Source organism: Streptomyces anulatus, from assembly GCF_014650675.1.
In the GTDB taxonomy this organism is placed as follows: Bacteria; Actinomycetota; Actinomycetes; order Streptomycetales; family Streptomycetaceae; genus Streptomyces; species Streptomyces anulatus.
This window is the reverse complement of record NZ_BMVK01000012.1, coordinates 58,704-80,991: the sequence shown is the minus strand read 5'-3', so window position 1 is coordinate 80,991 and position 22,288 is coordinate 58,704. Positions and strand designations below refer to the sequence as shown.

The 22,288-nt window shown below is 72.3% G+C and carries 24 protein-coding genes; 8 read left to right on the top strand and 16 right to left on the bottom strand.

The window, feature by feature from the left end:
• Nucleotides 1-43 precede the first annotated feature (43 nt).
• The 8 genes from IE272_RS26490 to yhfZ form a co-directional block, all read right to left on the bottom strand.
• Nucleotides 44-1,300: a phosphopentomutase gene (locus tag IE272_RS26490; RefSeq protein WP_190008315.1), complete on the bottom strand. Its 1,257-nt coding sequence runs from the start codon at nucleotides 1,298-1,300 to the stop codon at nucleotides 44-46.
• Nucleotides 1,301-1,310: 10 nt separating this feature from the next.
• The gene (locus tag IE272_RS26485; RefSeq protein ID WP_056708174.1) at nucleotides 1,311-2,474 is read right to left on the bottom strand and encodes an alanine racemase; all 1,164 of its coding nucleotides are present in this window, start codon (nucleotides 2,472-2,474) and stop codon (nucleotides 1,311-1,313) included.
• Nucleotides 2,475-2,476: 2 nt separating this feature from the next.
• Nucleotides 2,477-3,604 (bottom strand): aminotransferase class V-fold PLP-dependent enzyme, encoded by a 1,128-nt coding sequence (locus tag IE272_RS26480; RefSeq protein ID WP_050361672.1) that lies wholly within the window; start codon nucleotides 3,602-3,604, stop codon nucleotides 2,477-2,479.
• Between the two features lies 1 nt (nucleotide 3,605).
• Nucleotides 3,606-4,562, bottom strand: coding sequence for a phosphotriesterase family protein (locus tag IE272_RS26475; protein ID WP_190008313.1), 957 nt, complete (start codon nucleotides 4,560-4,562; stop codon nucleotides 3,606-3,608).
• Nucleotides 4,563-4,609: 47 nt separating this feature from the next.
• Nucleotides 4,610-5,944 (bottom strand): YhfT family protein, encoded by a 1,335-nt coding sequence (locus tag IE272_RS26470; RefSeq protein ID WP_190008312.1) that lies wholly within the window; start codon nucleotides 5,942-5,944, stop codon nucleotides 4,610-4,612.
• 43 nt (nucleotides 5,945-5,987) lie between these two features.
• Nucleotides 5,988-6,344, bottom strand: coding sequence for a DUF2620 domain-containing protein (locus tag IE272_RS26465; RefSeq protein WP_007459190.1), 357 nt, complete (start codon nucleotides 6,342-6,344; stop codon nucleotides 5,988-5,990).
• Nucleotides 6,345-6,448: 104 nt separating this feature from the next.
• Nucleotides 6,449-6,835, bottom strand: coding sequence for a PRD domain-containing protein (locus IE272_RS26460; protein WP_050361675.1), 387 nt, complete (start codon nucleotides 6,833-6,835; stop codon nucleotides 6,449-6,451).
• A 97-nt stretch (nucleotides 6,836-6,932) separates the two neighbouring features.
• Complete coding sequence (gene yhfZ, locus IE272_RS26455) at nucleotides 6,933-7,871, bottom strand: GntR family transcriptional regulator YhfZ (protein ID WP_190008309.1); 939 nt, start codon at nucleotides 7,869-7,871, stop codon at nucleotides 6,933-6,935.
• Between the two features lie 179 nt (nucleotides 7,872-8,050).
• On the opposite strand from yhfZ, the gene IE272_RS26450 reads away from it, so the two are divergent.
• Complete coding sequence (locus tag IE272_RS26450) at nucleotides 8,051-8,497, top strand: SRPBCC family protein (protein WP_050361677.1); 447 nt, start codon at nucleotides 8,051-8,053, stop codon at nucleotides 8,495-8,497.
• 7 nt (nucleotides 8,498-8,504) lie between these two features.
• On the opposite strand, the gene IE272_RS26445 is transcribed toward IE272_RS26450, so the two are convergent.
• Complete coding sequence (locus IE272_RS26445) at nucleotides 8,505-8,717, bottom strand: hypothetical protein (protein WP_050361678.1); 213 nt, start codon at nucleotides 8,715-8,717, stop codon at nucleotides 8,505-8,507.
• Between the two features lie 151 nt (nucleotides 8,718-8,868).
• Nucleotides 8,869-9,345, bottom strand: coding sequence for an RrF2 family transcriptional regulator (locus IE272_RS26440; protein WP_190008307.1), 477 nt, complete (start codon nucleotides 9,343-9,345; stop codon nucleotides 8,869-8,871).
• 149 nt (nucleotides 9,346-9,494) lie between these two features.
• Here IE272_RS26440 and IE272_RS26435 point away from each other — a divergent pair, with 149 nt between their 5' ends.
• Complete coding sequence (locus IE272_RS26435) at nucleotides 9,495-10,235, top strand: SDR family oxidoreductase (RefSeq protein ID WP_190008305.1); 741 nt, start codon at nucleotides 9,495-9,497, stop codon at nucleotides 10,233-10,235.
• A gap of 102 nt (nucleotides 10,236-10,337) precedes the next feature.
• Here the strand turns inward: IE272_RS26435 and IE272_RS26430 are convergent, their stop codons facing one another.
• Nucleotides 10,338-12,236, bottom strand: coding sequence for an RICIN domain-containing protein (locus tag IE272_RS26430; protein WP_190008303.1), 1,899 nt, complete (start codon nucleotides 12,234-12,236; stop codon nucleotides 10,338-10,340).
• Nucleotides 12,237-12,452: 216 nt separating this feature from the next.
• On the opposite strand from IE272_RS26430, the gene IE272_RS26425 reads away from it, so the two are divergent.
• The gene (locus IE272_RS26425) at nucleotides 12,453-13,115 is read left to right on the top strand and encodes a TetR/AcrR family transcriptional regulator (protein ID WP_268254204.1); all 663 of its coding nucleotides are present in this window, start codon (nucleotides 12,453-12,455) and stop codon (nucleotides 13,113-13,115) included.
• A 63-nt stretch (nucleotides 13,116-13,178) separates the two neighbouring features.
• On the opposite strand, the gene IE272_RS26420 is transcribed toward IE272_RS26425, so the two are convergent.
• On the bottom strand, nucleotides 13,179-13,673 hold the full coding sequence (locus tag IE272_RS26420) for a hypothetical protein (RefSeq protein ID WP_229897680.1): 495 nt from the start codon (nucleotides 13,671-13,673) through the stop codon (nucleotides 13,179-13,181).
• A 232-nt stretch (nucleotides 13,674-13,905) separates the two neighbouring features.
• On the opposite strand from IE272_RS26420, the gene IE272_RS26415 reads away from it, so the two are divergent.
• Nucleotides 13,906-14,817, top strand: a complete 912-nt coding sequence (locus tag IE272_RS26415; protein ID WP_098891475.1) for a LysR family transcriptional regulator — start codon at nucleotides 13,906-13,908, stop codon at nucleotides 14,815-14,817.
• Here IE272_RS26415 and IE272_RS26410 read toward each other — a convergent pair.
• Entirely contained in the window at nucleotides 14,806-15,843 is a 1,038-nt protein-coding gene (locus tag IE272_RS26410) for a helix-turn-helix domain-containing protein (RefSeq protein ID WP_190008452.1), read from the bottom strand. The genes IE272_RS26415 and IE272_RS26410 overlap by 12 nt on opposite strands.
• Nucleotides 15,844-15,936: 93 nt before the next feature.
• Between IE272_RS26410 and IE272_RS26405 the strand changes: the two genes are divergently transcribed.
• A complete protein-coding gene (locus IE272_RS26405; protein ID WP_190008301.1) occupies nucleotides 15,937-17,466 on the top strand; it encodes an alpha/beta hydrolase in 1,530 nt (509 codons plus the stop codon).
• 117 nt (nucleotides 17,467-17,583) lie between these two features.
• Here IE272_RS26405 and IE272_RS26400 read toward each other — a convergent pair whose 3' ends face one another.
• Nucleotides 17,584-17,994 carry an Ohr family peroxiredoxin gene (locus IE272_RS26400; protein WP_073960568.1) on the bottom strand — a complete coding sequence of 137 codons (411 nt, stop codon included), beginning with the start codon at nucleotides 17,992-17,994 and terminating at the stop codon, nucleotides 17,584-17,586.
• A gap of 113 nt (nucleotides 17,995-18,107) precedes the next feature.
• Here IE272_RS26400 and IE272_RS26395 point away from each other — a divergent pair, with 113 nt between their 5' ends.
• The gene (locus IE272_RS26395; RefSeq protein WP_050363057.1) at nucleotides 18,108-18,596 is read left to right on the top strand and encodes a MarR family winged helix-turn-helix transcriptional regulator; all 489 of its coding nucleotides are present in this window, start codon (nucleotides 18,108-18,110) and stop codon (nucleotides 18,594-18,596) included.
• Nucleotides 18,597-18,699: 103 nt separating this feature from the next.
• Here the strand turns inward: IE272_RS26395 and IE272_RS26390 are convergent, their stop codons facing one another.
• Together IE272_RS26390 and IE272_RS26385 are read right to left on the bottom strand one after the other, a co-directional pair.
• Nucleotides 18,700-19,245: a TetR/AcrR family transcriptional regulator gene (locus IE272_RS26390; protein ID WP_050363056.1), complete on the bottom strand. Its 546-nt coding sequence runs from the start codon at nucleotides 19,243-19,245 to the stop codon at nucleotides 18,700-18,702.
• Nucleotides 19,246-19,284: 39 nt separating this feature from the next.
• Entirely contained in the window at nucleotides 19,285-20,793 is a 1,509-nt protein-coding gene (locus IE272_RS26385; RefSeq protein ID WP_050363055.1) for an MFS transporter, read from the bottom strand.
• A 155-nt stretch (nucleotides 20,794-20,948) separates the two neighbouring features.
• Here IE272_RS26385 and IE272_RS26380 point away from each other — a divergent pair, with 155 nt between their 5' ends.
• Nucleotides 20,949-21,575 carry a hypothetical protein gene (locus IE272_RS26380; protein ID WP_050363054.1) on the top strand — a complete coding sequence of 209 codons (627 nt, stop codon included), beginning with the start codon at nucleotides 20,949-20,951 and terminating at the stop codon, nucleotides 21,573-21,575.
• Nucleotides 21,576-21,626: 51 nt separating this feature from the next.
• Nucleotides 21,627-22,283 carry a maleylpyruvate isomerase N-terminal domain-containing protein gene (locus IE272_RS26375; protein ID WP_050363053.1) on the top strand — a complete coding sequence of 219 codons (657 nt, stop codon included), beginning with the start codon at nucleotides 21,627-21,629 and terminating at the stop codon, nucleotides 22,281-22,283.
• Nucleotides 22,284-22,288 lie beyond the last annotated feature (5 nt).

The following is a 22,288-nucleotide window of genomic DNA, read 5'->3' as shown; positions in this document are numbered from 1 at the left end:
CCCGGACCGCAATTACGGCCCGGGGATTGTTCGTTCCCGGCGGCTATCCGAATGCCGCGGCCCGCGGCGCCCCGTCGGCGACGAGGGGAGTACCGGCCGCCAGGTCCCGCGCGGAGAGCGCCAGCGACCGGGCGGCGGTCGCGCCCACGTCGGCGAGACTCCGCGCGTCCGGCAGCAGCTCCACCCCGGCCCCTTCGGGGCGGTGGATCAGCACCGGCACATACTCCCGGGTGTGGTGCGCGTGCCCGATCGAGGGGTCGTTGCCGTGGTCGCCGGTGACGATCAGCCGGTCGCCGGAGTCCGTGAGCAGCGCCAGCAGCCCGGCGAGCCCCGCGTCCACCTGCTCCAGCACCTGCCCGTACCTCCCGGCGTCCTGCTGATGTCCCGCCAGATCCGTCTCCTGGACGTTCGCGACCACCAGGGCGTCGCCCCCGGCGCGTAGCGCGTCCAGGGTGTACGTCAGGACGTCGGCGGTCGCCACGGCCGGCCGGCGGTCCGCCTGTCCGCAGACCAGGATGTCGGCGGCCTTCCCCACCAGGGTGACCGGGATGCCTGCCCGCGCCGCGAGACCGGGGAGCTGACGGGTGTGGTCGAGCGGGGCGCCCAGATGCTGAACCTCCAGGCCGCCGTTGCGGTAGAAACCGGTGGCCGGGGTGTCAAGACCGACGGTGTCCCCGTCCCCGCGCCGTACGAAGGAGCCGAGCGGACCGTCCGCGTGCCCGCCCACCGCGATGACCCGCGCGACCGGGGCGACGGCCCGTACCGTCCGGGCGACCGCGAGGATCCCGCCCGGACCGTCGAACGGCAGGTCCTCCAGGCGGCCGGAGGCGTTCCAGTTGATCCCGGGGTCGGCCTCCAGGTTGTCGTGGACCAGCACCGCCCCGTCGACCAGCAGAAGCGGCTCCCCGTCGAGCCGTTCGGCCCGGTGACCGGCCGCCGTGAGCGCATCGGTCACCTCGTCGAGGTGGTCGGCGAGCCGGGCCACGGTCACCCGGCTGAAGTCCGCGCCCATCATGGTCTGGTGGCCCGCGAAGGTGTCCGCCCCCGGATAGCCGAGGGCGGCCCGGCCCGCCGACACGGGCAGCCGGGTGCTCCGCGCCAGGTCCCGGTGCGGGTGGACCAGGCCGAGGCCCAGCGCCCCGAGCACCGGGAGCCGCAGCGGCCGGCCGAACGCGGTGCGGGCGTGGTCGAGTACGTGCCCGCAGGTGTCCGCGGTGAGGTCGCCGGGGCGCAGCGCGCCCGCGTCGGGCATGGCGCCGACGCCGAATCCGTCGACGACGACGATGACGGTCCTGGCCATGAGGTGCTCCTTACAGGGCTCGGCCCCGGGCGTCGTAGAGCCCGTTCAGCCGGGGACGACCGGAGGCGAGTCCGGAGACGACGGCGACGGTCGAGCGGGTGACGAAGATCTGGGTGCGGAAGGCGAGCAGCGCGGTGTCCCCGATCCGGATGTCCGCTCCGGACGGGGGCGCGTCGAGCAGCCGGTAGTAGTCGATGTTCTCGGCGGGCGCGTCCTGCACCCCCAGCCGGGTGCCGGTGCGCGGCAACAGGGCCGTGCGGATGTGCGAGCGGGCGTAGAACCCGCCGCCGTACAGCGCCGGACGGCTGTCGTCGAGGGTGTGGGCGACCTCGCTGACGTACACGTACGCGGGCTTCTCGGGCTGGGCCGGGTCCAGGGCGTGCAGGGGAGTGGTGCCGGTGAGGGCGTGGCCCGGCTCCCCGTGCGTCGCCCCGCGCTCGGCGAGCAGCGGGAGGGACGCCATCGAGGTGGCGCTGGGAGCGCTCAGCCTCAGGTCCCGGTGGCCGCGCGCGGCGAGGAGGTCGCGGCCCTTGAGCGCCAGGTCGAAGGTGGCCGTCGCGGCGGGCAGACCCGTCCCGGGGTCGCACAGCACGCACGGGAAGGCGGTGACGCCCGCGATCCGGATGCCCGCGAGCGCCTCGGCCGCCTCGGCGAAGTCGTCCAGCCGCTCCAGCGGAACCCCGCCCTCCTGGCCGGGGTAGACGGCGCCCTCGGCTCCTTCGAGCCGGATCAGGACGTCCTGCACGAAGCCCAGTTCCCGGGCCGCGTCCGAGACGGCACGGGCGTTGGCCAGATCGAAGACCGTGACGTTCTCCGGCCGCCGGGCCAGCAGGCCGGGCAGCGCCCGCCGGGGGATCTGGACGAGGTGCCCGATGTTGCCCGGCCGTGCGCCGGCCGCGTGCAGCGCCCGGGCCTCGGTCACGTCGATGGCGGCGGAGCGGGGGATGTGCCGGGCGATGGCGCGGATCAGTTCCGGGTTGCGGCCGAGCTGCTTGACGACGAACCACAGGCCGATGCCGAGGCGTTCCGCCTCGGCCGCCAGCAGCGCGGCATTGGCCTCCACGGCGTCGAGGTCGATGACATAGGTGTCGGGCGGGATCGCGCCGGACCCGTGCAGGGCGGCTGCGGCGTCGACGAGCCCGGGGTTGCGGGTGAGCACGGTGTCGAGAAACACGGTCAGTGGTCCTTCGGGTCGTCCAGGGCGGCGAGCGAACGGCGCAGGATGTCGATGACGAGGTCCGCGCCCGCCCGCATGGGGTTGATGCGCACGGTCCAGTCGGCCAGCTCCGGGGCGTCGTCCAGCGCGGAGCTGGACATCCGGTAGAAGAGCGGCGCGATCTCGTAGCGCGAGTTGGAGCCGACGGGGTACGGCGCCGCGCCGAACCGTGCGGCGACGGACGGCAGTTCCGCGGCGACCGGCCGGTCCAGGCCGACCAGCAGACAGCGGTCCTGCGCGTTGGCGATGCGCACCTCGGCGACCCCGTCCACCTCACCGGCCGCGAGCCGGTCGGCGACCTCCGCCCCCACCCGGGACTGCACGGCCCACAGGACCGGTACGTGGGTGAGGGCGCGCAGGGCGTCCAGCGCCTGGTGGCCCTGGACCTGCCCGCCGCCGGAGTAGTTGTCGCGGCGGACGCCCCCGACCAGGTCGCGCGCACCGACGACCAGTCCGACGCCCTCGGGCCCATGGAGTTTGAAGAGCGAGAAGCAGGAGGCGTCGGCGCCCAGTTCGACCCCGGCGGCGGGGGTGCGCATGACGGCGTAGTTGTCGTCCACGATCGTGCGGACCCCGGCCGCCCGGCAGGCGGCGATGACCTCGGCCGGATCGTAGGAGTCGGCGAGCCGCTGCCGGGTGTGCTGGACGTACGCCCACCGGAACCGCCCGGACGCCAGCGCGGCGTCGAGTGCCGCACGGTCGTTGAAGTCCGCCTCCGTGGTGCGTACGCCGATGCCTCTGAGCGTGACCTCGGTGGTGCGGTAGACCGGGGCCCGGTGGATGAGCAGATCGTCGCCGGCCCGTACGACGGCGTTGAGCGCGGCCCGGATCGCCCCGGTGCCCGCGCCCTGTACGAGGGCGGCGTCCTCGGCGCCGAAGAAGTCGGCGAGGACCGCCTCGACGCGGGCGGTGGTCCGGGGCCGGCCGAGGCCGGGAACGACTCCCGCGTCGGCGGCGAACAGCTGCTCCCCCTCGAAGTGCGCGGCGGTGGCCTCCAGCAGCCGGAACTGCCGGGCCACGGCGTCCTCCAGGGGCACCGTCGGCAGCGGGAAGGTCGGGGGAAGCGAGGGCGGGGGTGCGAGGCGCATGTCAGTTCTCCTCCACGTTCGCGCCGGTCAGGAAGCGCAGCGGATTGCGGCGGGTCAGCAGGTCGATCAGGTCGTCGTCGGCCCCGGCCGCCCGCAGCCGGGGCAGAAAGGCCGCGAACAGGTGCCCGTACCCCTGGCCGCCCTCACTTCGCAGATAGCCGTGACGGGAGACGTCGCAGCTGAGCAGGGCCCGGTCCGCGTGGCCCGCCTCGACCAGGGCGAGCAGCAGCCTCAGCCGGGTGTCGTCGCTCTGGTAGGAGGGCTTGCCCACGGTGTCGAACGCGACGTACGCCCCGCTCGCCGCCAGCTCCCGGTGGACCCCCGGGTCGTCGAGGAGATCCTGGTGGCCGATGCTCACCCGGTGGGCGGGCAGCCCCTCGCCGGTGAGCAGGTCCAGCTGGGCGGGACCGCCCCGGCCGAGCTGGGCATGGGTGGCGAGGGAGAGACCGGTGGCCAGCGCCGCGCGCGCACCGGCCCGCAGTACCTTGGCCTCGGCCGAGGTGGGGACGTCGCCGTGGCTGCCGAGCTCGCCGAGGACACCGGGCCGGATGCCGCTCCCGTCGATGCCGTCCTCGATCTCCCGGACGAGGACCTCCGTGAGCTGTTCCACGTCGAGGGCATCGACCTCAGGGGTGTGGAAGGGTTCGTAGTACCAGCCGGTCGCGGCGATGACGGCGACGCCGGTCTCCCGGGCCGCCCGGGCCAGGGCCCGGACGTCGCGCCCCATGCCCCGGCAGGTCAGCTCGACGACGAGGGACAGCCCGAACCGCTCGCGCAGTGCGGTGAGTTCCGCTGTCACGGCCGCCGCGTGGCGTTCCGGGTCGAGGACCGCCGCGCCGTCGCCCACGTGGTCCAGATCGAGGACGAGATGCTCGTGGGCGAGGGCGGGGCCGCGTACCGACGCGGCCCGGAGCTCTCCGGTGACGGTGCGCAGGGTGTGCGGTGCGGGGTGGTTCATCGTGGGGTTCCTTCTCCGTGTACGGCCCGGCCGGACCCGTTCGGGTCTCAGCCCTTGATCGGGGTGAACAGGTCGAGCCAGTACAGGATGTTGAGGACGATGCCGCCGACGATCACGGCCGCCGGTGCCGCGGCCATCCTGACGACGGGCCGGCCCATCGCCTCGTTCAGCAGGTAGAGCCCGCCGACGACGAGGATGCCGAGCCCGCCGCCCATGGCGTTGGCGGCCATCAGGGAACCGAACAGGATCGCGAGCTGGAGGGTGTCCCCGATGGCGCTGCGCAGGTGCTCCGAGGAGTCCCGGACGCTCGGCAGCTTGCCGAGCACCTTGCCGATCCAGGAGAGCGCCAGCACCTCGACGGCGAACACGAGCGCACCGACGACGGCGGCCAGGAAGGGGTTCGGCATGAGGTACCCGATCGGGTACACCAGGGTGAAGCCGGCGATGCCGTACGCGCCGGAGGCCAGCGCGGTCGTGGCGATCAGCGGGATGAAGCCGAATACACGGTAGAAGTCGACCTGCGCCGCCTCCGCGTACTGCCCCTTCGCGATCAGGAAGCTGGTGGCTTCGCCGCCGCCGAACACATGCATCTGGGCGAGCACGCACACGCCCGCGCCCAGCAGCATGAACAGGGGCAGGTACTTCCGCAGCCGGGTCGCGCTGGCGCTGAAGAGGGACGCCATCGGGTCGTCCCCGCCCACCTCCTCCACGACGCCCGCCGCCCGGTCGGCCCGGCGCTGCCGCAGGTCCTTGGACACGGCGAGGCCGATGAGCATCAGCACGCCCACCGCCATGGCCAGCGCCCCGGCGAACATGGTGGGCCACAGCTTCATCGTCATGACGACCAGGGCCAGTTCGAGGACGCCCGCGATGCCGCCCCACTTGCGGCCGAACTGCTTGGTGATGGCGAGCACGGGGAAGAGCGTGAACAGGAACAGGATCGGCGTCGACATCTGCTGCATCGCGGTCAGGAAGTCGACCGGGAGGTCATGGGCGATGTTGTTGGCGCCGTTCAGGCCGAAGACGACCACCGCGCCCCACGCGCCGCCGAGGACCGGGGCGAGCCACTTCTTCGGTGACAGCATCCCGAGGATGTCCGTGGGCAGGAAGAGCAGCCACGGGTTCAGCACACCGGTGGACAGGGCCATCGGCGCGCCGAGCCCGAAGATGAACCCGGCGGAGAGCCCGAAGGAGACGGCCGTCGTCGCGCTGCGGGTGGTGCGCCCCTGGATGAAGTCCAGCAGGAAGGGACGCACACCGTCGTTGAAGATGGCCAGCGCCATGTGCGCGATGAACGCCGTGAGCGCGCAGAGGGCTATCACGGTCAGTTGCTGGGCCAGCGAGAAGTCGAGTTCCGCGCCGGCGGCGAGGGTGGTGCTCACGAGTCACTCCTTGGTGCCCGGGACGATGAGAAGGAGGCTGCGATCAGCCGCGGGCCGCGATGGCACGGGCCATCAGCGGGGCGATGACGTCGATCTGGTCCATCGAGAAGCCGAAGGCCTTCTTGCCCTCGGCGAGCAGGGCGGTGACGGCCTCCTCGGTGGGGACGCTCCGGCCGAATGTGTGGCAGGAGGCGCTGCCCAGGAGACCCACGAGCACGCCCAGCGAAGCGCCCGCGCCGGTGTGGCAGGTGCCCAGGTAGTAGTCGGCCTGGCCGACCCGCAGCTTCATCGCGGCGTCCATGTCGCTGGAGGGGACGACGTCGAGGGAGTCGATGCCGAGCCCGCCGATGGCCTGGGTGACCTCGACCTTGCCGACTCCACCGGTGAGGATCTTCGTCATGGCTGTTCTGCTTTCTACGTGTTCCTGCGGGGCGTGAGGAGAGAGGGGCGTACGGGGGGAGGCGTACGGCGAGGGGCGTACGAGAGGTAGGGCGCGCCGACCGGTCAGGACGCGGGGGCGGGCGGGGACTGCCGGGTCAGTACGGCCAGGTGCATGCCGAGGAAGTTGATCTCGGACGCGGGGAGCGCTGCCCCCAGCTCCCGCTCGGCCCGTGCGGCGACCGCGCGGGCGCGGGCGACCGCTTCCGGATGGTCCGCCAGTTCGGCGGCGACCTGGTCGTCGGTGAGGAACTGCTCGATCGGCTCGCCGTTCAGCAGCCGGCCGATCGCCATCATGAGATGGCTGGTCAGCATGGAGGCAGTCGCCTCGGTGACGAGGTGCCCCTCGGCTTCCAGGGCGGTGAGTTCGGCGGCGACGAAGTCGACCACCTCCGGTTTGACCTGACCGCCTTCACGGAACAGCTGGATCCGCAGCGCGAGCTGGTCGTCCATGATGGTCCTCCTCAATCAACAATAACCAGGATTCTGTATTTTCAGCTTGTACGGCGTTCGGGGACATCCGCGTCCCGGCAGCCGGTCCGGCGGGGGGTCAGTACGAGGGGACGCGCTCCCCCCGCAGCACCTCACTCTGCAGTCGCGTCACCGTCGAGAGGTCGAGCGACTCGCGGACGGCTGCGAGCGCCTTCGCCCCCTCGGCCCGGCCGATCACGGCGGCGGTGGAGTTGCGCAGCGCCAGTTCCCGGGTCACCTCGTCGCCGAGCGGCACTACGTCGACGCCGAGCCCGAGCCGGTCCTGCGCCTCGTCGAGGTTCCAGACGGTCGCGTCCACCTCGTTCCGTGCGAACAGGTCGTGCAGCTGCATGTAGGAGGCCTCCCGCCACACGATGTCCTCCCGGCCGGCGAACACCCGTTCCACGAGCATCCGCAGATCCTCCGAGGCGTGGTCGATCGCCACCCGGAGCCCCGGCGAAGCCAGGTCGACCCCGTGCCGTACGAGCATGCCGTGCGCGCCGACGTAGGTGGCGGGGCCGAGATCGGCCACCAGTTCCACCGGATGCTCGGCGATCAGCTGGTCGGCGGCGAAGCGCGACAGCACCACCAGGTCGACCTTGCCCTCCAGCAGGGCGGCGGTGCGGGCTCCGGCGCCCCGCATGAACGTGATCGCGAACGGTGCGCCCGCCTCCTCGAAGGCGCTGCGCAGGCCGGTCGCCAGCCCCTCGTACCTGCGGGAGTAGGGGAGCGGCATGGCCGCGAGCAGGGTCCCCAGCCCGGACAGCCGCCACAGGACGGTGCGGTCCGAGCGGACCAGGAAGGTCCCCAGGTGGCCGCGCGCGGTCGTGGAGATCGCCCCGGCGTCCTCCAGCAACTGGAGGGCGGCCTGGACGGTTCCGTTCCCGCAGCCCAGCTCCTCGGCGAAGTCGCGCACACGGGGCAGGCGGGTGTCCGGCTCGTGATGCAGGAGCAGGACGGCCAGCTGCCGGGCGGCGAGGCCGTTGCGTGTGAGGAAGCGGTCGTCGAGGTCGTTCACGGATCAAACAGTAAACAGGATTCTGGATACTGACAAGGGTCGCGCCGTCGGCCCCTCGGGGTGCGCTCCCGGGGACCTCGGCCGAAACTGATGACGGACAGCGGATTCCGCGCCATCGCCCGCGATCGACGCGCCGGCGGACGCTCCGGCCGGCGCGTCCCGACGGACCGGAGAGAGCCATGGGCACACAGTTCGAAGCGACGGTCGACATCGACCGGCCCATCGAGGAGGTCTTCGCCTACCTCGCGGACGGGGAGCACGACCCCGAGTTCAGCCCCCGGGTGCAGCGCATCGAGAAGGAGCCGAACGGCCCGACCCGGGTCGGCACCGTCTTCCACAGCACGGTCAAGGACGCGGGCATGACGTCCCGGCGCGACTTCGAGATCAGCGAGCTGGTGGAGCCGACGCGCATCCGCTGGCGCGAGCAGTCCAAGAACCTCATCACCGCGACCGAGGGCGGCTACGACCTCGAACGCGCGCCGGGCGGCGGTACCCACGTGAGGCTCTTCAACGTCCTGGAGGGCCATGGGGTCGGCAAGCTGCTGGTCGGCTTCGCCGGCGGCGCGGCGCGCAAGGACGCACCGGAGTTCGGGCAGCGTATTAAGGAAGCCGTGGAAGCGTCCTGAGCCGACGTCAGTCCGGCAGAGGGACGCGGATCACGGGGTCGAACGGGTGCTTGTTGAAACCGCTGCGCACATTGCGGCAGTCGGGCGCCTTGCACATGAAGAACTCGTCGACGCTCCGGCGGCCCGTCCTGCCGCGGAGCCAGGTCTTCTCGTCGGCGGTGAGGGAGCGGTGCTGCTCGTCGGAATCGCACGTGTGGCAGTACATGGCGCGGGCCGGCACAGGACCTCCTGAAGCGGGCGAACTGACAGAAGGCGAAGCATATGAGGGCGCATCGGGTGTGGGTGCGGTGCGGCGCGCCCGATCCGGTCGGTGTCGGCGGCGGGCGTGCGTGACAGGCGTCGCCGGGCAGGCGGGACTTCCGCACCACGCCCTAGGTGTCGGCCGGGTTCAACCAGGAGCTGATCCTGCCCAGCGCGCCGGGTCCGTAGTCGGAGGTGACATCGGTGGCGAGGTCGGCGACGGTGACCGAGCGGAGGGCGTCGCGCCAGGCGGCCTCGGCCCGGCCCATGGCGCGGTTGATCGCGCAGGGGGTGGTGCAGGCCTCCGGCGGAGTGGCCATCGGGCCGCGCTGCCGGATCTCGGTGCAGACGAAGGCGGGCCCGGGGCCGTCGACCGCCTCGACGACGTCGAGCACGGTGATGAGCGCCGGCGGGCGGGTGAGGACGTAGCCGCCCGACTTGCCCTGGACCGACTGGACGAGTCCGGCTCGCGACAGGGCCTGCAACTGCTTGGCGAGATAGCTGGGCGAGACGTCGTGCAGCTCCGCCAGGCGCGCGGCCGGCGCGGGTTCTTCCGTCGAGGTCAGCACGACGCAGCAGTGCAGTGCCCACTCGACGCCACCAGACATTTTCACTTCTTCACTCTATTCCACGGCGCCGTGTACCCGGATAGGAGATGTCCGAGTAGCATCTCGGATAGAAGATGTCCGCGTTTGGTGCGGGGTGCGGCGACGCCCCCGGAGCCGGACGGGACGCGTGATCGAGGAAGGGCAGGGCCATGCACATTGCCGTCATCGGCGGAACCGGGCTGATCGGATCCCAGGTGGTGCGGGATCTCGACGCGGCCGGTCACCGCGCAGTACCCCACTCCCTGTCCACCGGGGTGGACGTGATCACCGGCGAAGGGCTGGAGGCCGCCCTCGCCGGTGCGGACGTGGTCGTCAACCTGACCAACTCGCCGACGTTCGACGACGCCTCGCCGACGTTCTTCCGTACCTCGATGGACAACCTCGTCGCCGCCGCACGGAAGGCGGACGTCGGGCACTTCGTCGTCCTGTCGATCGTCGGGGTCGACCAGGTGCCCGAACTGGACTACTATCGGGCCAAGACGCTCCAGGAGGAGATCCTGCGGGCCGGCCCCGTGCCGTACTCCATCGTTCGCGCCACGCAGTTCATGGAGTTCATGGACGCCGTCCTCTCCTGGACCTCCGACGACGACACCGTCCGCCTCCCGCGTACCCGGCTCCAGCCGGTCGCCGCCGCCGACGTCGCCGCCACGGTCGCCGAGGTCGCGGCCGGCGCACCGCTCCGGGGCACCGTCGACCTCGCCGGGCCCGACGCCTACCCGCTGGACGAACTGGGGCTCATCACGCTCCGCGCCAAGGGCGACAGCCGCTCGGTGACCACCGACGACACCGCCGGAATGTTCGCCGCGGTCAACGGCGACGTCCTCACCCCGAAGGGCGACGCCCGCATCGCCCCCACCCGCTACACCGACTGGCTGGCACGGCACGCCTGACCCGCGCCGGGGCGGCGGCCCGCCGGACGGGAGAGCCGCCGAGAACGCGCACCGCGGCGGCTCCCCCTGTACGGAGAGCCGCCGCGGTCCCGGTCGCCCGCGTCAGCGGGTCAGGGTGAACGCCTGGGCCGGGGAGCCGGAGCAGGGCTGCTGCGAGAGCCCGGCCCCGTCGGCCTTCGAGGAGTTGTCGACACTCAGGCACGAGCCGCTGTGGCGGGCGACGAAGCGGTACTGCCCGCCGGCGGCCAGGGCCTCCGGCCGCCACTGCTGGTTGAGGCCGCCCTCGTAGGACCACAGGTGCACCTTGGTGCCGTCGGCGGTCGCCCCGGAACCGCCGTCGACGTCCCAGGCCTTGGCGTTGTGCCGGTTCACCACCTGGTAGTGGCCGCCGTCGGTCGGCCTGAACTGCCAGCCCTGGTTGACCCCGGTCCCGCAGGCCCACTGCTGCAACGCCGTGCCGTCGGCCGTACCCCCGTCGGCCGCGTCGAGGCAGGCCCCGCTGTTGGCGTTCCGCACCTGGTACCACGCGGCGGGGTCGATGGAGCCCACGGGCGGCTCCGTCGTACCGCCGCTGCCGTCCCAGGTGAAGGTGGCGACGGCCCCGGCGGGCAGGGTGTACGCGAGCGACTTCCCGTTGTCGGTCAGCGAGAACCGCTGCGCTCCGGAAGCGGTGTTGACGACCACGGCCGCGCGGCTGCCGTCGCTGTTCTGGAAGGCGACGTTCTGCACCCCTCCGGCGCCCTGGCTGGTGGAGCCGATCCGGACCGCGCCCGCCTTGACGAACTTGGCGACATGGCCCAGGACGTAGAACTCGGCGTTGCGGGTGACCTGGCCGCCGTCGATCTCGACGATGCCGTTGCAGCGGTTGGTGCAGTGACCCTGGTGGGGGCCGCCGTTCCGATCGAGGGCGAGGTTCCAGTTGATGACCGTCTCACCCCCGTTGCGCATGTTCTGCACGACGAGGTTCTCGGTGTGCCACTTGAGCGTGTCGCCGAACGTCGTGGCCGGGTTCGCACTGTCGGTGCCCGAGCACTCCGTGAAGAAGACCCGCTTCCCGGCGTCGGCGATCTGCTTCTGCGCCGAGGGCGCTCCGCCGTAGCAGTGGAACGCGGCGCCGATGATCCGCTGGATGCCGCCCGTCCGTGCGAACACGTCGAGCGGGTAGTTCGGATGGTCCCAGTTGTGGTCGTACGCCAGGATGTTGGTCGGCAGGTTCGCCGCGGTGAGCGCCCTGTCCAGGACCCGCAGGAAGTCCGCCTGCTGGGCCGAGGTCATGCTCATGGACGGGTAACTGGTCGCGAATTCCGGCTCGTTCTGCGCCGTGAGGTCGGTGAGGGCGATGCCCTCCTGGCCGTACGCCTTGATCGCCTTGACGAGGTAGTCGGCGTACGTCTGGTAGTGCTCGGTCCGCAGACTGCCGCCGTTGAGCGAGTTGTTGGTCTTCATCCAGGCCGGGGGCGACCAGGGGGAGCCCATGAAGCGGATGGCGGGGTTGATGGCGGTGGCCTGCTTCAGGACCGGGACGATCCGGCTCCGGTCCCGGTCGATGGAGAAGGCGCCCCGGGTGTCCTCGTACGTGTACGCGTTGCCGTCCGCGTCGAAGTCGGTGCTGCCCAGGGGCTGGCGCAGGTAGTTGAGCCCGATCCCGTCGCCCTCCGCGGAGAAGAGGGACTTCAGCACCGCGGTGCGTTGGGCCTGGGGGAGGCTCTGGAGGAGATGGGCGGAGGCGCCCGTCACCGAGGCTCCGGCACCGGTGAACTTCTGGCCCTTGTCGGCGGCGTCGATGCGGATGTCGACCGCCTGCGGGCTCCCGGTGAAGGGGATGCTCCCTTCCGGGGCGAGCTTCTTGGAGCCGTCGGGAGTGGTGACCCACACCTGTGCGGCGGGGTCGGCCGCCCGGGCGGTTCCGACGGCGCCGTTGACGCCGAGTGCGGCGACGGCCATGACGAGTGCGGCGGCTGCCGCGCGCGCTCTCCGGTGCGGGGGAGTGGAGCTTGGCATGGTTGCGGCTCTCCTTGGGTTCGTACCTGCTGACAGGTTGCACCCCGGCCGACGGAGGGCGCGGCGGACGCCTCGCTCCGGGTGTGCCGGTCACAAGAGGGCGGGACAACGGCATGAAAGCACACTCACTAAGTGGTTAGTAAGTAGTCTGTCCCGGTGTTCTTCCCCGCCGCCCGGAAGATCTTCACCGGGCTCCGGCAGGCTTAAGCTGAACCGGTGAGCAACCAGTCAGTGGGCAGACCGACGCGCAGTCCGGCCAAACCCCGTACGCCGCGCAGCCCGGAAGCCCGGCAGCGACAACAGGACATCCTGGCCATCGCCATGGACACCTTCGCTGCCCGTGGTTACAACAACGCCTCGCTCGCCGAGATCGCGGACCGGGTCGGCCTCACACAGGCGGGCGTGCTGCACTACTTCCGCTCCAAGGCCCTTCTCCTCACCAGCGTGCTCGAACTGCGTGACCAGCGGGACATCGAGCACCTCGGCCCCGACCGCCCCCAGGGGCTGGACTTCCTGCGCCACCTGGTGAACACCGCACTGCGCAACGCGGAGCGCGAGGGCATCGTCCGGCTGTACGCGGTGCTCTCGGCGGAGTCCGTCACCGACGACCACCCCGCCCAGGAGTACTTCCGCGACCGCTACCACGGGCTGCGCGCTTTCGTCGCCGACGCCCTGCGCGAGGCCTGCGAACCGCCCGCCGACCGGGCGGACCTGACCGACAACGCGGCCAACGCCATCATCGCGGTCATGGACGGCCTGCAGGTCCAGTGGCTCCTGTCGCCGGAATCCGTGGACATGGCCGCATCGACCGACCTCGTGGTCACCTCACTGCTGGCGACGCTCGACCCCGAGCGCTTCGGCCCGTGCGCCGCGGGCTGACCACCGCGACCGGGCCGGGCGGCCACGCCGCAGGTCGACCACCGCGACCGGGCCGCCGGGCGGCTACTCCAGGCCGTTGCGTGCGGCGAGCCTCAACAGGACCCCGATCACGGCGGGTTCGAGCCCCAGCGCCGTGAAGGTGAGCGGCGGCGCGCCCCGCCGTTCGACCTCGACGCGGTGGAAGGCCATGAGGAGGGAGGCGCTGCTCGTCCTGCGCAGACCGGTCACCTCCCGCCACACCACCGCGTCCCGCACCCCGCCGAGCGGGCCGGTGACGGCGATACCCCCCTGGTGCAGCCTGCACCGGTTGCCGCCGCACCGCGCGGTGACGAAGCGCCACACCAGCCGCAGGCCGAACAGGACGAGCACCACGGCCGCGGCCACGCTGCCCTTGAGCAGCGCGGAGTTGGGCCTGATCCACACCAGCAGGACGATCAGGACGACCACCAGCAGCGTGATGGTCCGCACCGCGAACTGGGCGAGCGCGCCCGCGAGCCCCACGGCGTGGTACGTGCCGATCCGCTGCCCCAACTCCGGCCCGCTCCGGGTCTGTCGCACGATGAACCGCCTTCTCTGAATCGAAGCCACGGGGTCCGCGTGTCCCCCGGCTGAGCGAGCGGCGGGCACGGACGGCCGCGCGACCGCCCCTCGGCGCCGCCGCGCAACCGACGCTATGGCTGCCCGGGGCATGACACCAGCGACCGAATCGCGGGGGACCCATGCGCGACCGGAATGCGATCGGGGAGGATGCCGGTGTCCGGGCGACGAGCGCGGCGGCCAGGAGGAAGACATGTGGGAGAACGAATCGCTGCGGTTGCTCGTCACCGTGGCCGAGACCGGATCGTTCACCCGGGCGGCGGCCCGGCTCAACTACACGCAGTCCGCGGTGTCCCGGCGGATCGCCGCGCTGGAACTCCGGGCGGGCGGGCCGCTGCTCGTACGCCTGCCGCGCGGCGTACGGCTCACCCCCGCGGGGCGGGTGCTGCACCGGCACGCCGTGGACGTGCTCGACCGCCTGGCCCGGGCCGAGCGGGACCTGACCGTGCTGCACGCCGGGGACGGCGGGCCCCTGCACGCGGGCGCGTTCGCCACCGCCAACATCGCACTCCTGCCGACCGCGCTGCGTGCCCTCAAGGACGCCCGGCCGGGGATCGACGTTGTGGCCGCCGAGAGCCCGACCGGCACGCTGATGCGGCAGCTCGCGGACGGAACGCTGGACCTCGCCGTCGTGAGCGACTACCCCTACGGCCTGCCCTCGGCCGACGGGATCACGACCACCGTACTGTGCGAGGACGACCTGCTCGTCGCCCTCCCGCGCCGACACCGCCTGGCCGGGGCCGAAGCCGTCGACCTGTACGAACTCCGCGACGAGACCTGGATCCAGAGCGCGTACGGCGATCGACCCACGACGCTCGCCGACGCCTGCGCCCGCGCGGGCTTCACCCCGGGAAAAGTCATGCGGATCGCCGGGTGGGCGGGCAAGTTCGGCTACGCGGTCGCCGGGCTCGGCGTGGCCCTGGTCCCCTCGCTGGCGGCGCCGGCGGTCCCCGGCGAACTCGTCCTGCGCCCCCTCACCGACCCCACCCTGCGTCGGACCGTGCACGTGGCGCTGCCCGACGCGCCGCTCCCGGCGGCCCTGGCCCTGCGGGAGTTCCTGATCGAGGCGGTCGCGGACCGGGAACGGCCCCGCTCACCGGGGTGAAACGGCCCGCGCCCGATCCGGTACGTCCGGCCCCTCACCCGGGGCCACGCCCAGCGCACCGCCGCGGCCGGCCGTCGTCCCCAACTGCGTGTCCAGGGCCGCCAGGAGCCAGTCGTGCGCGGAGCCCGGGGTCGGCTCGGGACGGCCGCCGGGATCGCTGATCACCTCGGCCGTCAGGTCCCAGTACCGGTCGATGCGCGGATCGGTTGCGAGCCGGCCCGCCAGCACACGGCGGAAGGCGGACGTGTCGTGGGCGCCGTACGTGCTCGCGTACGCGTCCACGAACCCGTCCAGCGCCTCACCGGGACAGGGCTCCGCACCGCGCCGCAGCTCCCCGCCCGCCAGTTCGTACGCCTCGGCGAGACCCGCGTACAGCACGGCCGAAGCCCGGGCCCCCGCGACGCCGTGCGCCCGGGGCTGGCAGGAGCCGCCGCCCCCGCCGCCGCACGGACGGGTCACGTAGGCGTGCAGCCGGGCGAAGGCGAGCACCTGGGCCGGGCGGGGGTCCTCGGGCGGATGCGGCACCGCCGCCTCCAGGAACGCGGTGACGGACCGGGCGGGCATGCGGGGCGGCAGCCACGAACGCCAGAAACGGGCCAGCGAGGCGGTGCTCGGCGGGGCGGCGACCGCACCGACCAGCCGCAGCCGGCCGGGCCGTTCGGCCGGCGGGCTCTCCTGCACCAGCCTGAGCGCGGCCTCCCTCCAGCGCAGCGCGGCCAGTTCGGACCCCAGGGAGCGCAGCCGGCCGGCCACGGCATCCTCCAACGCGCCGCCCGCCCCGGCCCCGTCGTCCTGCTCGTCGAGGATGCGGCGCACCTCGGGAACCGACACGTCGAGGCCGCGCAGGGAGCGGATCATGCCCAGCCGCTCCACGGCCTCCGGGGCGTACCTGCGGTGTCCGCCGGCGCTGCGGGACGCCTCCGGCAGCAGCCCCCGGTCCGAATAGAAGCGGACGGTCTTGACGCTCACGCCCGCGTGCTCGGCCAGTTCGCCGATGGTGCACAGACCGTCGTACGACGAGAACACTTGAACCTCCACCAGGGGGAGTTCCTACGGTACCGGCGAGCGCTGCCGGGAGATCGGGCCGGTGCGCGGGAGACACCGTGACGAGGAGGGACCATGACCGTATTCATCCTGGTGGCCGGGGCGTTCACCGGACCGCACGTGTGGCGGGACACCGCCGCCCGGCTGACCGCGGACGGCGCCGAGGTACGAACGGTGGCGCTCACCGGACTCGGCGGCCGCCCCGGAGACCCCGGCGAAACCGTCGACCTGGAGACCCATGTCGCGGACGTGCTGGCGGTGATCGACGCGGTGGCGGCGGAGGCCGGCCGGGAGATCGTGCTCGTCGGCCACGACTACGGGATCCACCCGGTGCTCGGCGCGGCCGACCGGAGGGCAGGGGCGATCGCACGGATCGTCCACCTGGACGCCGGGATGCCGAGGGACGGAGTGCCCGCCCTGGCCGCCGTGCCCGACCAGCTCGTGCGCGACGAGGTGGTGGAGCGCGCCGCCGGAGGAGGGGAGCGGGGTGCGGGAGGCGAGCTGCCGCCCCCGCCCCGGGACGGGTGGTCCCGCTGGGGGAGCACCGCGGGCCTCTCCGACGCGGCGCTCGACGGGCTCACCGCCCTCGCGGCGCCGCAGCCGCTGGGCACGCTGCTCCAGCCGCTGCGGCTCACCGGAGCCGTGGCCGAGGTGCCCGTGACCGGGGTGCTGTGCACCGGCAACGGTCCGGGCGTCGAGGTGCTCCAGATCCTGGTGGACGTCGGCGATCCCGCTGTCCGGTCCCTGGCCGAGGCCCGGGTGCCCTTCTTCGAACTGCCCACCGGACACTGGCCGATGCTGTCCTGCCCCGCCGCGCTGGCCGGGACCCTGATCGAGGCGGCGGCCGGCGGCGGACACCGGCTGACCGTTGCCGACGCTGCCCATACGCCGGCCCATCTGCGGCCGTTCCTCCTCGACGTGCCCGAACGGCCCCGCGAACGGGCCGGGAACACCGACCTGTACCTGCCGGACGGTCCGGGCCCGCACCCGGCCGTGGTGTTCGTGCACGGCGGACCGGTGCCCGCCGAGGCACGGCCCACGCCCCGGGACTGGCCGACCCTGACGGGGTACGCGCGCCTCGTCGCGGGACAGGGAGCCGTGGGCGTGACGCTCGACCACCGCCTGCACGCCGTGACCGACTACGAGGTGGCCGCCGCGGACGTGGCCGACGCGGTGGAGCGGGTGCGCGCCGATCCACGGGTGGACGCGGACCGGGTCGCCCTGTGGTTCTTCTCGGGCGGCGGCCCGATCGTGGCGGACTGGCTGACGAACCCCCCGGCGTGGCTGCGCTGCGTGGCCGCGAACTACCCGATCCTCGCGCCGATGCCGAGCTGGGGACTGGGCGGCAGCCGTTTCCACCCGGTCCGAGCGGTCTCCCGGGCCGGCCGTCTTCCCGTCGTGCTGGTCCGGGCGGAACGCGAGAGTGCCGATATCGCCGCCACCGTCGAGGAGTTCCTGGCCGAGGCCGCCCGCTGCGGTGCGAACGTCGAGGTCATCGACGTACCGGAGGGGCGGCACGGCTTCGAGACGCTCGACCCGACCGACGGGGCGCGCGAGGCCGTGCACCGTGCGGTGGGCGCGGTGCTGACCCGCTTGAAGGGGTGACGCCCTGATGCGCGGGGGCCGGGCCGAAGGCGCCTTCCCGGCCGGCCCCCGCCGCGAGAACGGCGGGGGCCGGGGCGGGCGTGCGGCGAGGTGGGGCGACCGGACCGGAGTGGGTGACTACTCGATGACCAGCTCGACGTCGATGTTTCCCCGGGTGGCCTTGGAGTACGGGCAGTAGGCGTGGGTGGCCTCGACCAGCTTCCGGCCGGCCTCGCCCGCGAGGGAGTCCGGGAGTTCCACGCGCATGACCACCGCGAGCCCGAAGCCGTCGCCTTCCTTGCCGATGGAGACCTCGGCGGTCACGGAGGCGTCCTTCGTGTCGACCTTCATCTCGCGGCCGACCGCGGCCATCGCGCTGGCGAAACAGGCCGCGTAGCCGGCGGCGAAGAGCTGCTCGGGGTTGGTGCCCCGGCCGTTGCCGCCGAGGGCCGGCGGCATGGCGAGGGGGAGGTCGATCTGACCGTCCGAGCTCACGGCACGGCCCTCGCGGCCGTTGGCGGTGGCGGCGGCGGTGTACAACGCGTCCATGGGTGACCCTCCACTGGAGCCCCGACCGGGATGGTCGCGGCGACAGACATAAAGATTGCACACAACTAAGTTGTGCACAACTCAATGGTGCGGCCGGCGGTACGCTGGTTCTCATGACCACCGCTCCGGGCGCCTCGCCCGATCTCTCCGACGTTCCCGACACGGAGCTGCTGCGACTGGACCACCAGGTCTGCTTCTCGCTGCACGCCGCGTCGCGCGCGTTCGGCGGCTTCTACCGGCAGGCACTCAAGGACCTGGGGCTCACCTACTCGCAGTACCTGGTCATGCTGGTCCTGTGGGAGCACGGTCCCCAGCCGGTCAAGGACATCGGGGAGCGCCTCCATCTGGACTCCGGGACGCTCTCGCCGCTGCTGAAGCGTCTGGAGACCGCCGGACTGGTCCGGCGCGAACGCAGCCGCGAGGACGAACGCTCCGTCGTGATCGACCTGACCGACGAGGGCGCGCGACTGCGCGACCGCGCGCTGTCCGTCCCCCGTGGCGTGCTGGCCGCCACGGGCCTGTCCCTGGACGAGGTTCTCGGGCTGCAGGAAGTCCTGGGCCGTCTCACCACTGCCCTGGGCGAGGCTGCCGACGCCTACTGAGCCTTCGGGGGTCCGGTACTTATCCGTCGGGGGCCGGAGCCCGGCCGGAAGCGACTCCGCGCCGCGACGGAGCGGCTGGAGCCGGCGAACCCGTGCCCGGTGATCAGCTCTCGCGGTGGGCCAGGACGTCGGCGATGCGGTCGGCGACCGCCCGCCGCAGCGCGGGATCCAGTCGCTCCGAGGTCAGGGATTCGTACAGCCACAGACCGTCGGCCGCGAGGCGGACGACGAACCGGTCGAGCGCGGCCGGATCGTCGGCCGCCGAGGCCGCGGACGGCGCCCACCGTTCCGTAACGGCTTCCCACACGGCCGCGTGCGCGGTGTTCGTCGATCCTTCCAGCATGAGCAGCAGCTCGGCCCGCGTGGCGCTCTGGATGGCGACCCGGGTATAGGCGGCGAGCCGTTCCTGCCGGGTGGCCTCGGCCGAGGGCTTCCCGGCCGCCGCGACCAGGTCGGCTTCCCATCGGTCGGCCAGATGCTGGTGGATCGCCTGGACGAGGTCGTCGCGCGAGGCGAAGTGGTAGAGGAGGCCGCCCTTCGTCAGCCCGGCCTCCGCGGCGACGGAGTCGAAGGTGACGCTCTTGACGCCTTCACGCTGCACGACACGGGTGGCGGCTTCGAGGATCTGGGTCCGTTTGCTGGTGCGCATGCGTTGCTCCCGTGCCGTGGGGTCGTTGGTGTGCGGGACTCAGTGGTGCACGGGGCCGGACAGCGCCGAGCCCGGGCCGTGGCGGCGCAGCAGGACGCCGGTCGCGAGGGCGCCGACGGCGAGGACGGCGGCGACCACGATCATCACGGCGAGGTACGCGCCGTCGAACGCCTCGGATGCGGCGGTGACCAGCGCGCTGTTGGTCTCCGCCCCTTCGCCGGCCAGGGCGAGCGCGCTGTCGAGACTGTCGCGCGCACGCTCGGACACCCCGGTGGGGAGCTCGATGGTCGCGGAGTACACGGCGGTCAGCAGACTGCCGAGGAGGGCCACCGCGACCAGGCTTCCGAACTCGTAGGAGACCTCCTCGACGGACGAGGCCATGCCCGCCCTGCGGGCCGGGACATTGCCCATGATCGCGCTGGACGCGACGGACATGGCCGCGCCGAGGCCGCCGCCGGTGATGATCAGCCCGGTGACGAGCAGGCCCATGCTGGTGGAGAAGTTCATGAGCACCAGCACGGTGCCGACGGCGCCCAGGGCGAGACCTCCGGTGATGAGGGGCAGCAGCCCGACCCGGTGGAGGACGGCGCCCCCGAGCATCGCCGTGGGGAACGCGCCCACGGCGACGGCCGCGACGAGGAATCCGGCCCGTAGCGGGGTGAAGCCCTCCACCAGCTGGAAGCGCTGGGTGGTGACGAGCTGAATGCCGGCGATGGCGAACAGGGCGAATCCGGCGGCCAGCACCCCCGCGAGGAAGGCCCGGTTGCGGAAGATCGCGAAGTCCAGCAGGGGGTAGGGCAGGCGGCGCTGGCGCCGGGCGAACGTCCACCCGCCGATCGCGGCCGCGAGGACCGCGGCGGCGATGAGGGCCGGAGCGGGGTCGGTCTTCGCCGTCTCCTTGATCGCGATGACGAGGCCGACCAGGGCGACGAGCGCCAGGAGCGAGGAGACCAGGTCCCAGCGCTTGGACGGGTCCGGGTCGTTCGGCGGAGCGACGTACAGCGTGGCCACGATCGCTGCGAGGACGACCGGGATGTTGATGATGAAGACCGATCCCCACCAGAAGTGCTGCAGCAGGATCCCGCTGATGATCGGACCCAGCGCGCTGCCGACGACCGCCATGGTGCCCCAGACCGCGATGGCCATGTTGCGCTCGCGCTCGTCCTCGAAGGTGACGCGGATCAGGGCGAGCGTGGCGGGCATCATCGCGGCCGCCCCGACGGCGAGGAAGGCCCGCGCGGCGATCAGGGCCTCCGGACTGGTGGAGAACGCCGCGGCGAGCGATGCCGCACCGAAGACCACGAGGCCGATCAGGAACATCCGCCGGTGCCCCACCCGGTCGCCGAGCGTCCCGCTGCCCAGCAACAGGCCGGCCATCACGACCGGGTAGGCGTTGATGATCCAGAGACCCTCGGAGCTGCTCGCGCCGAGATCCTGCACCAGGGTCGGCAGGGCCGCGTACAGGATGGAGTTGTCCAGCGTGATCAGCAGCAGCCCCGCGCTCACCACTGTCAGGAGCAGCCAGCGCCGCTTCGTGCTGATGGTCATCCCTTGTGAGCCTCACTGTGCGAACCGTTCCGATCTTCATAACTGTACCTGACGAAAGGTACAGTTATGAAAATCGCAGCGACAGTCAAAGCTGTCGATGCGTCGCATCGACAAGAATGATTGCCGACCCGTTTGGCGACAGTTAGGGTTGTCACATGGATGACGAGAAGGCGATCCCGACCCCTGACCAGAGCGATGAGAACTTCTGGGCCACGGTCCTGACCCCGGTGGACCCCGCCTGGAACGAGCCCGGCGACGACGACACGTTCGCCATGGACGAGCAGGTGCTCGCCGCGGTCCGGTCGCTGGCCGAACGGATCTCGACACGCGCGTCGGCCTACCGCGCGGCCGGCAAGCCCTTCGACGCCGCGCTCATGGCCGCGCCCGACGTTCAGCTGGCGATGCTGCGGTCCCTCTACGAGGCCAAGCGGTCCGTCGACCGGCTGGCCGAGAGCGCGGCCACCGTCGCCGGACGCGGTGGATCCAGTTACGCGCAGCTCGGCGCGGCCTGGGGTGGCATCAAGCGCCAGTCGGCCCGCCTCAAGTGGCCCCACGCGGTGCCCAAGAAGTCGGCCAGCGAGTCCATTCCGCTCCACTACGCGGGCGGGGACGCCGTCATTCACCACGATCCGGGCGCCGACGCCTGGTGGTACACCGCCACGGGTGCGGACCTGCAGGAGGACGAGTCGGAGGCCGTGCACAGCACGTCCGCCGAGGCCATCGCGCGGGCGACCGAATTCCTGCTGACGCACGCCCGGCCCGCGCGGCACGAAACCGCGTGAGACCGGACGACGGCCCGGCGCCTGTTCCGGCATCGCACTACCGTTACCGATGTGGATCTCTTCTCGCGCTCGTGGACAGCGCTGCGCACGACGGCCGTCGGACTTCCCGCCGAGGACTTCGACCGGCCGTCGGGCTGTGCGGGCTGGCTCGTGCGGGACCTGGTGTGCCACCTGATCATCGACGCGCAGGACGTCCTGATCACCTTGGCGACGCCCGCCGGAACGGAGCCGACCAGGGACGCGCTCACCTACTGGACCGTCTCCGGCACTCCGCCGACGGGTGACGACCCGCTCGACGCCCTGACCGTGCGACTCGCCGCTGCCTACGAGGACCCGGCTCTGCTCACGTTTCACCTCGAAGACGTGGGCTCCGCCGCCGGACGCGCCGCCCGGCTCGCCGATCCTGACCTTCGGGTCGGCACCTGCGGCGAGGTCCTCACCGCGGGCGACTACCTCTCCGCGTACGTACTGGAGTGGACTCTGCACCACCTCGACCTGGTCATGCACCTCCCGGACGCGGCGGGGCCGCCCCGGGAGGGGCTCGCCCGGTCGCGCGAGATGATCGAGAGGATCGGCGGGATCGCGTTCCCCTCCTCGTTCACCGACGAGGACGTGCTGCTGGTCGGCACCGGGCGGCGGGCCCCGACCGATACAGAGAGGCGCGAATTGGGCGAACGGGCAGCTGTTCTCCCGTTCGTCCTCGGCTGAGTGCG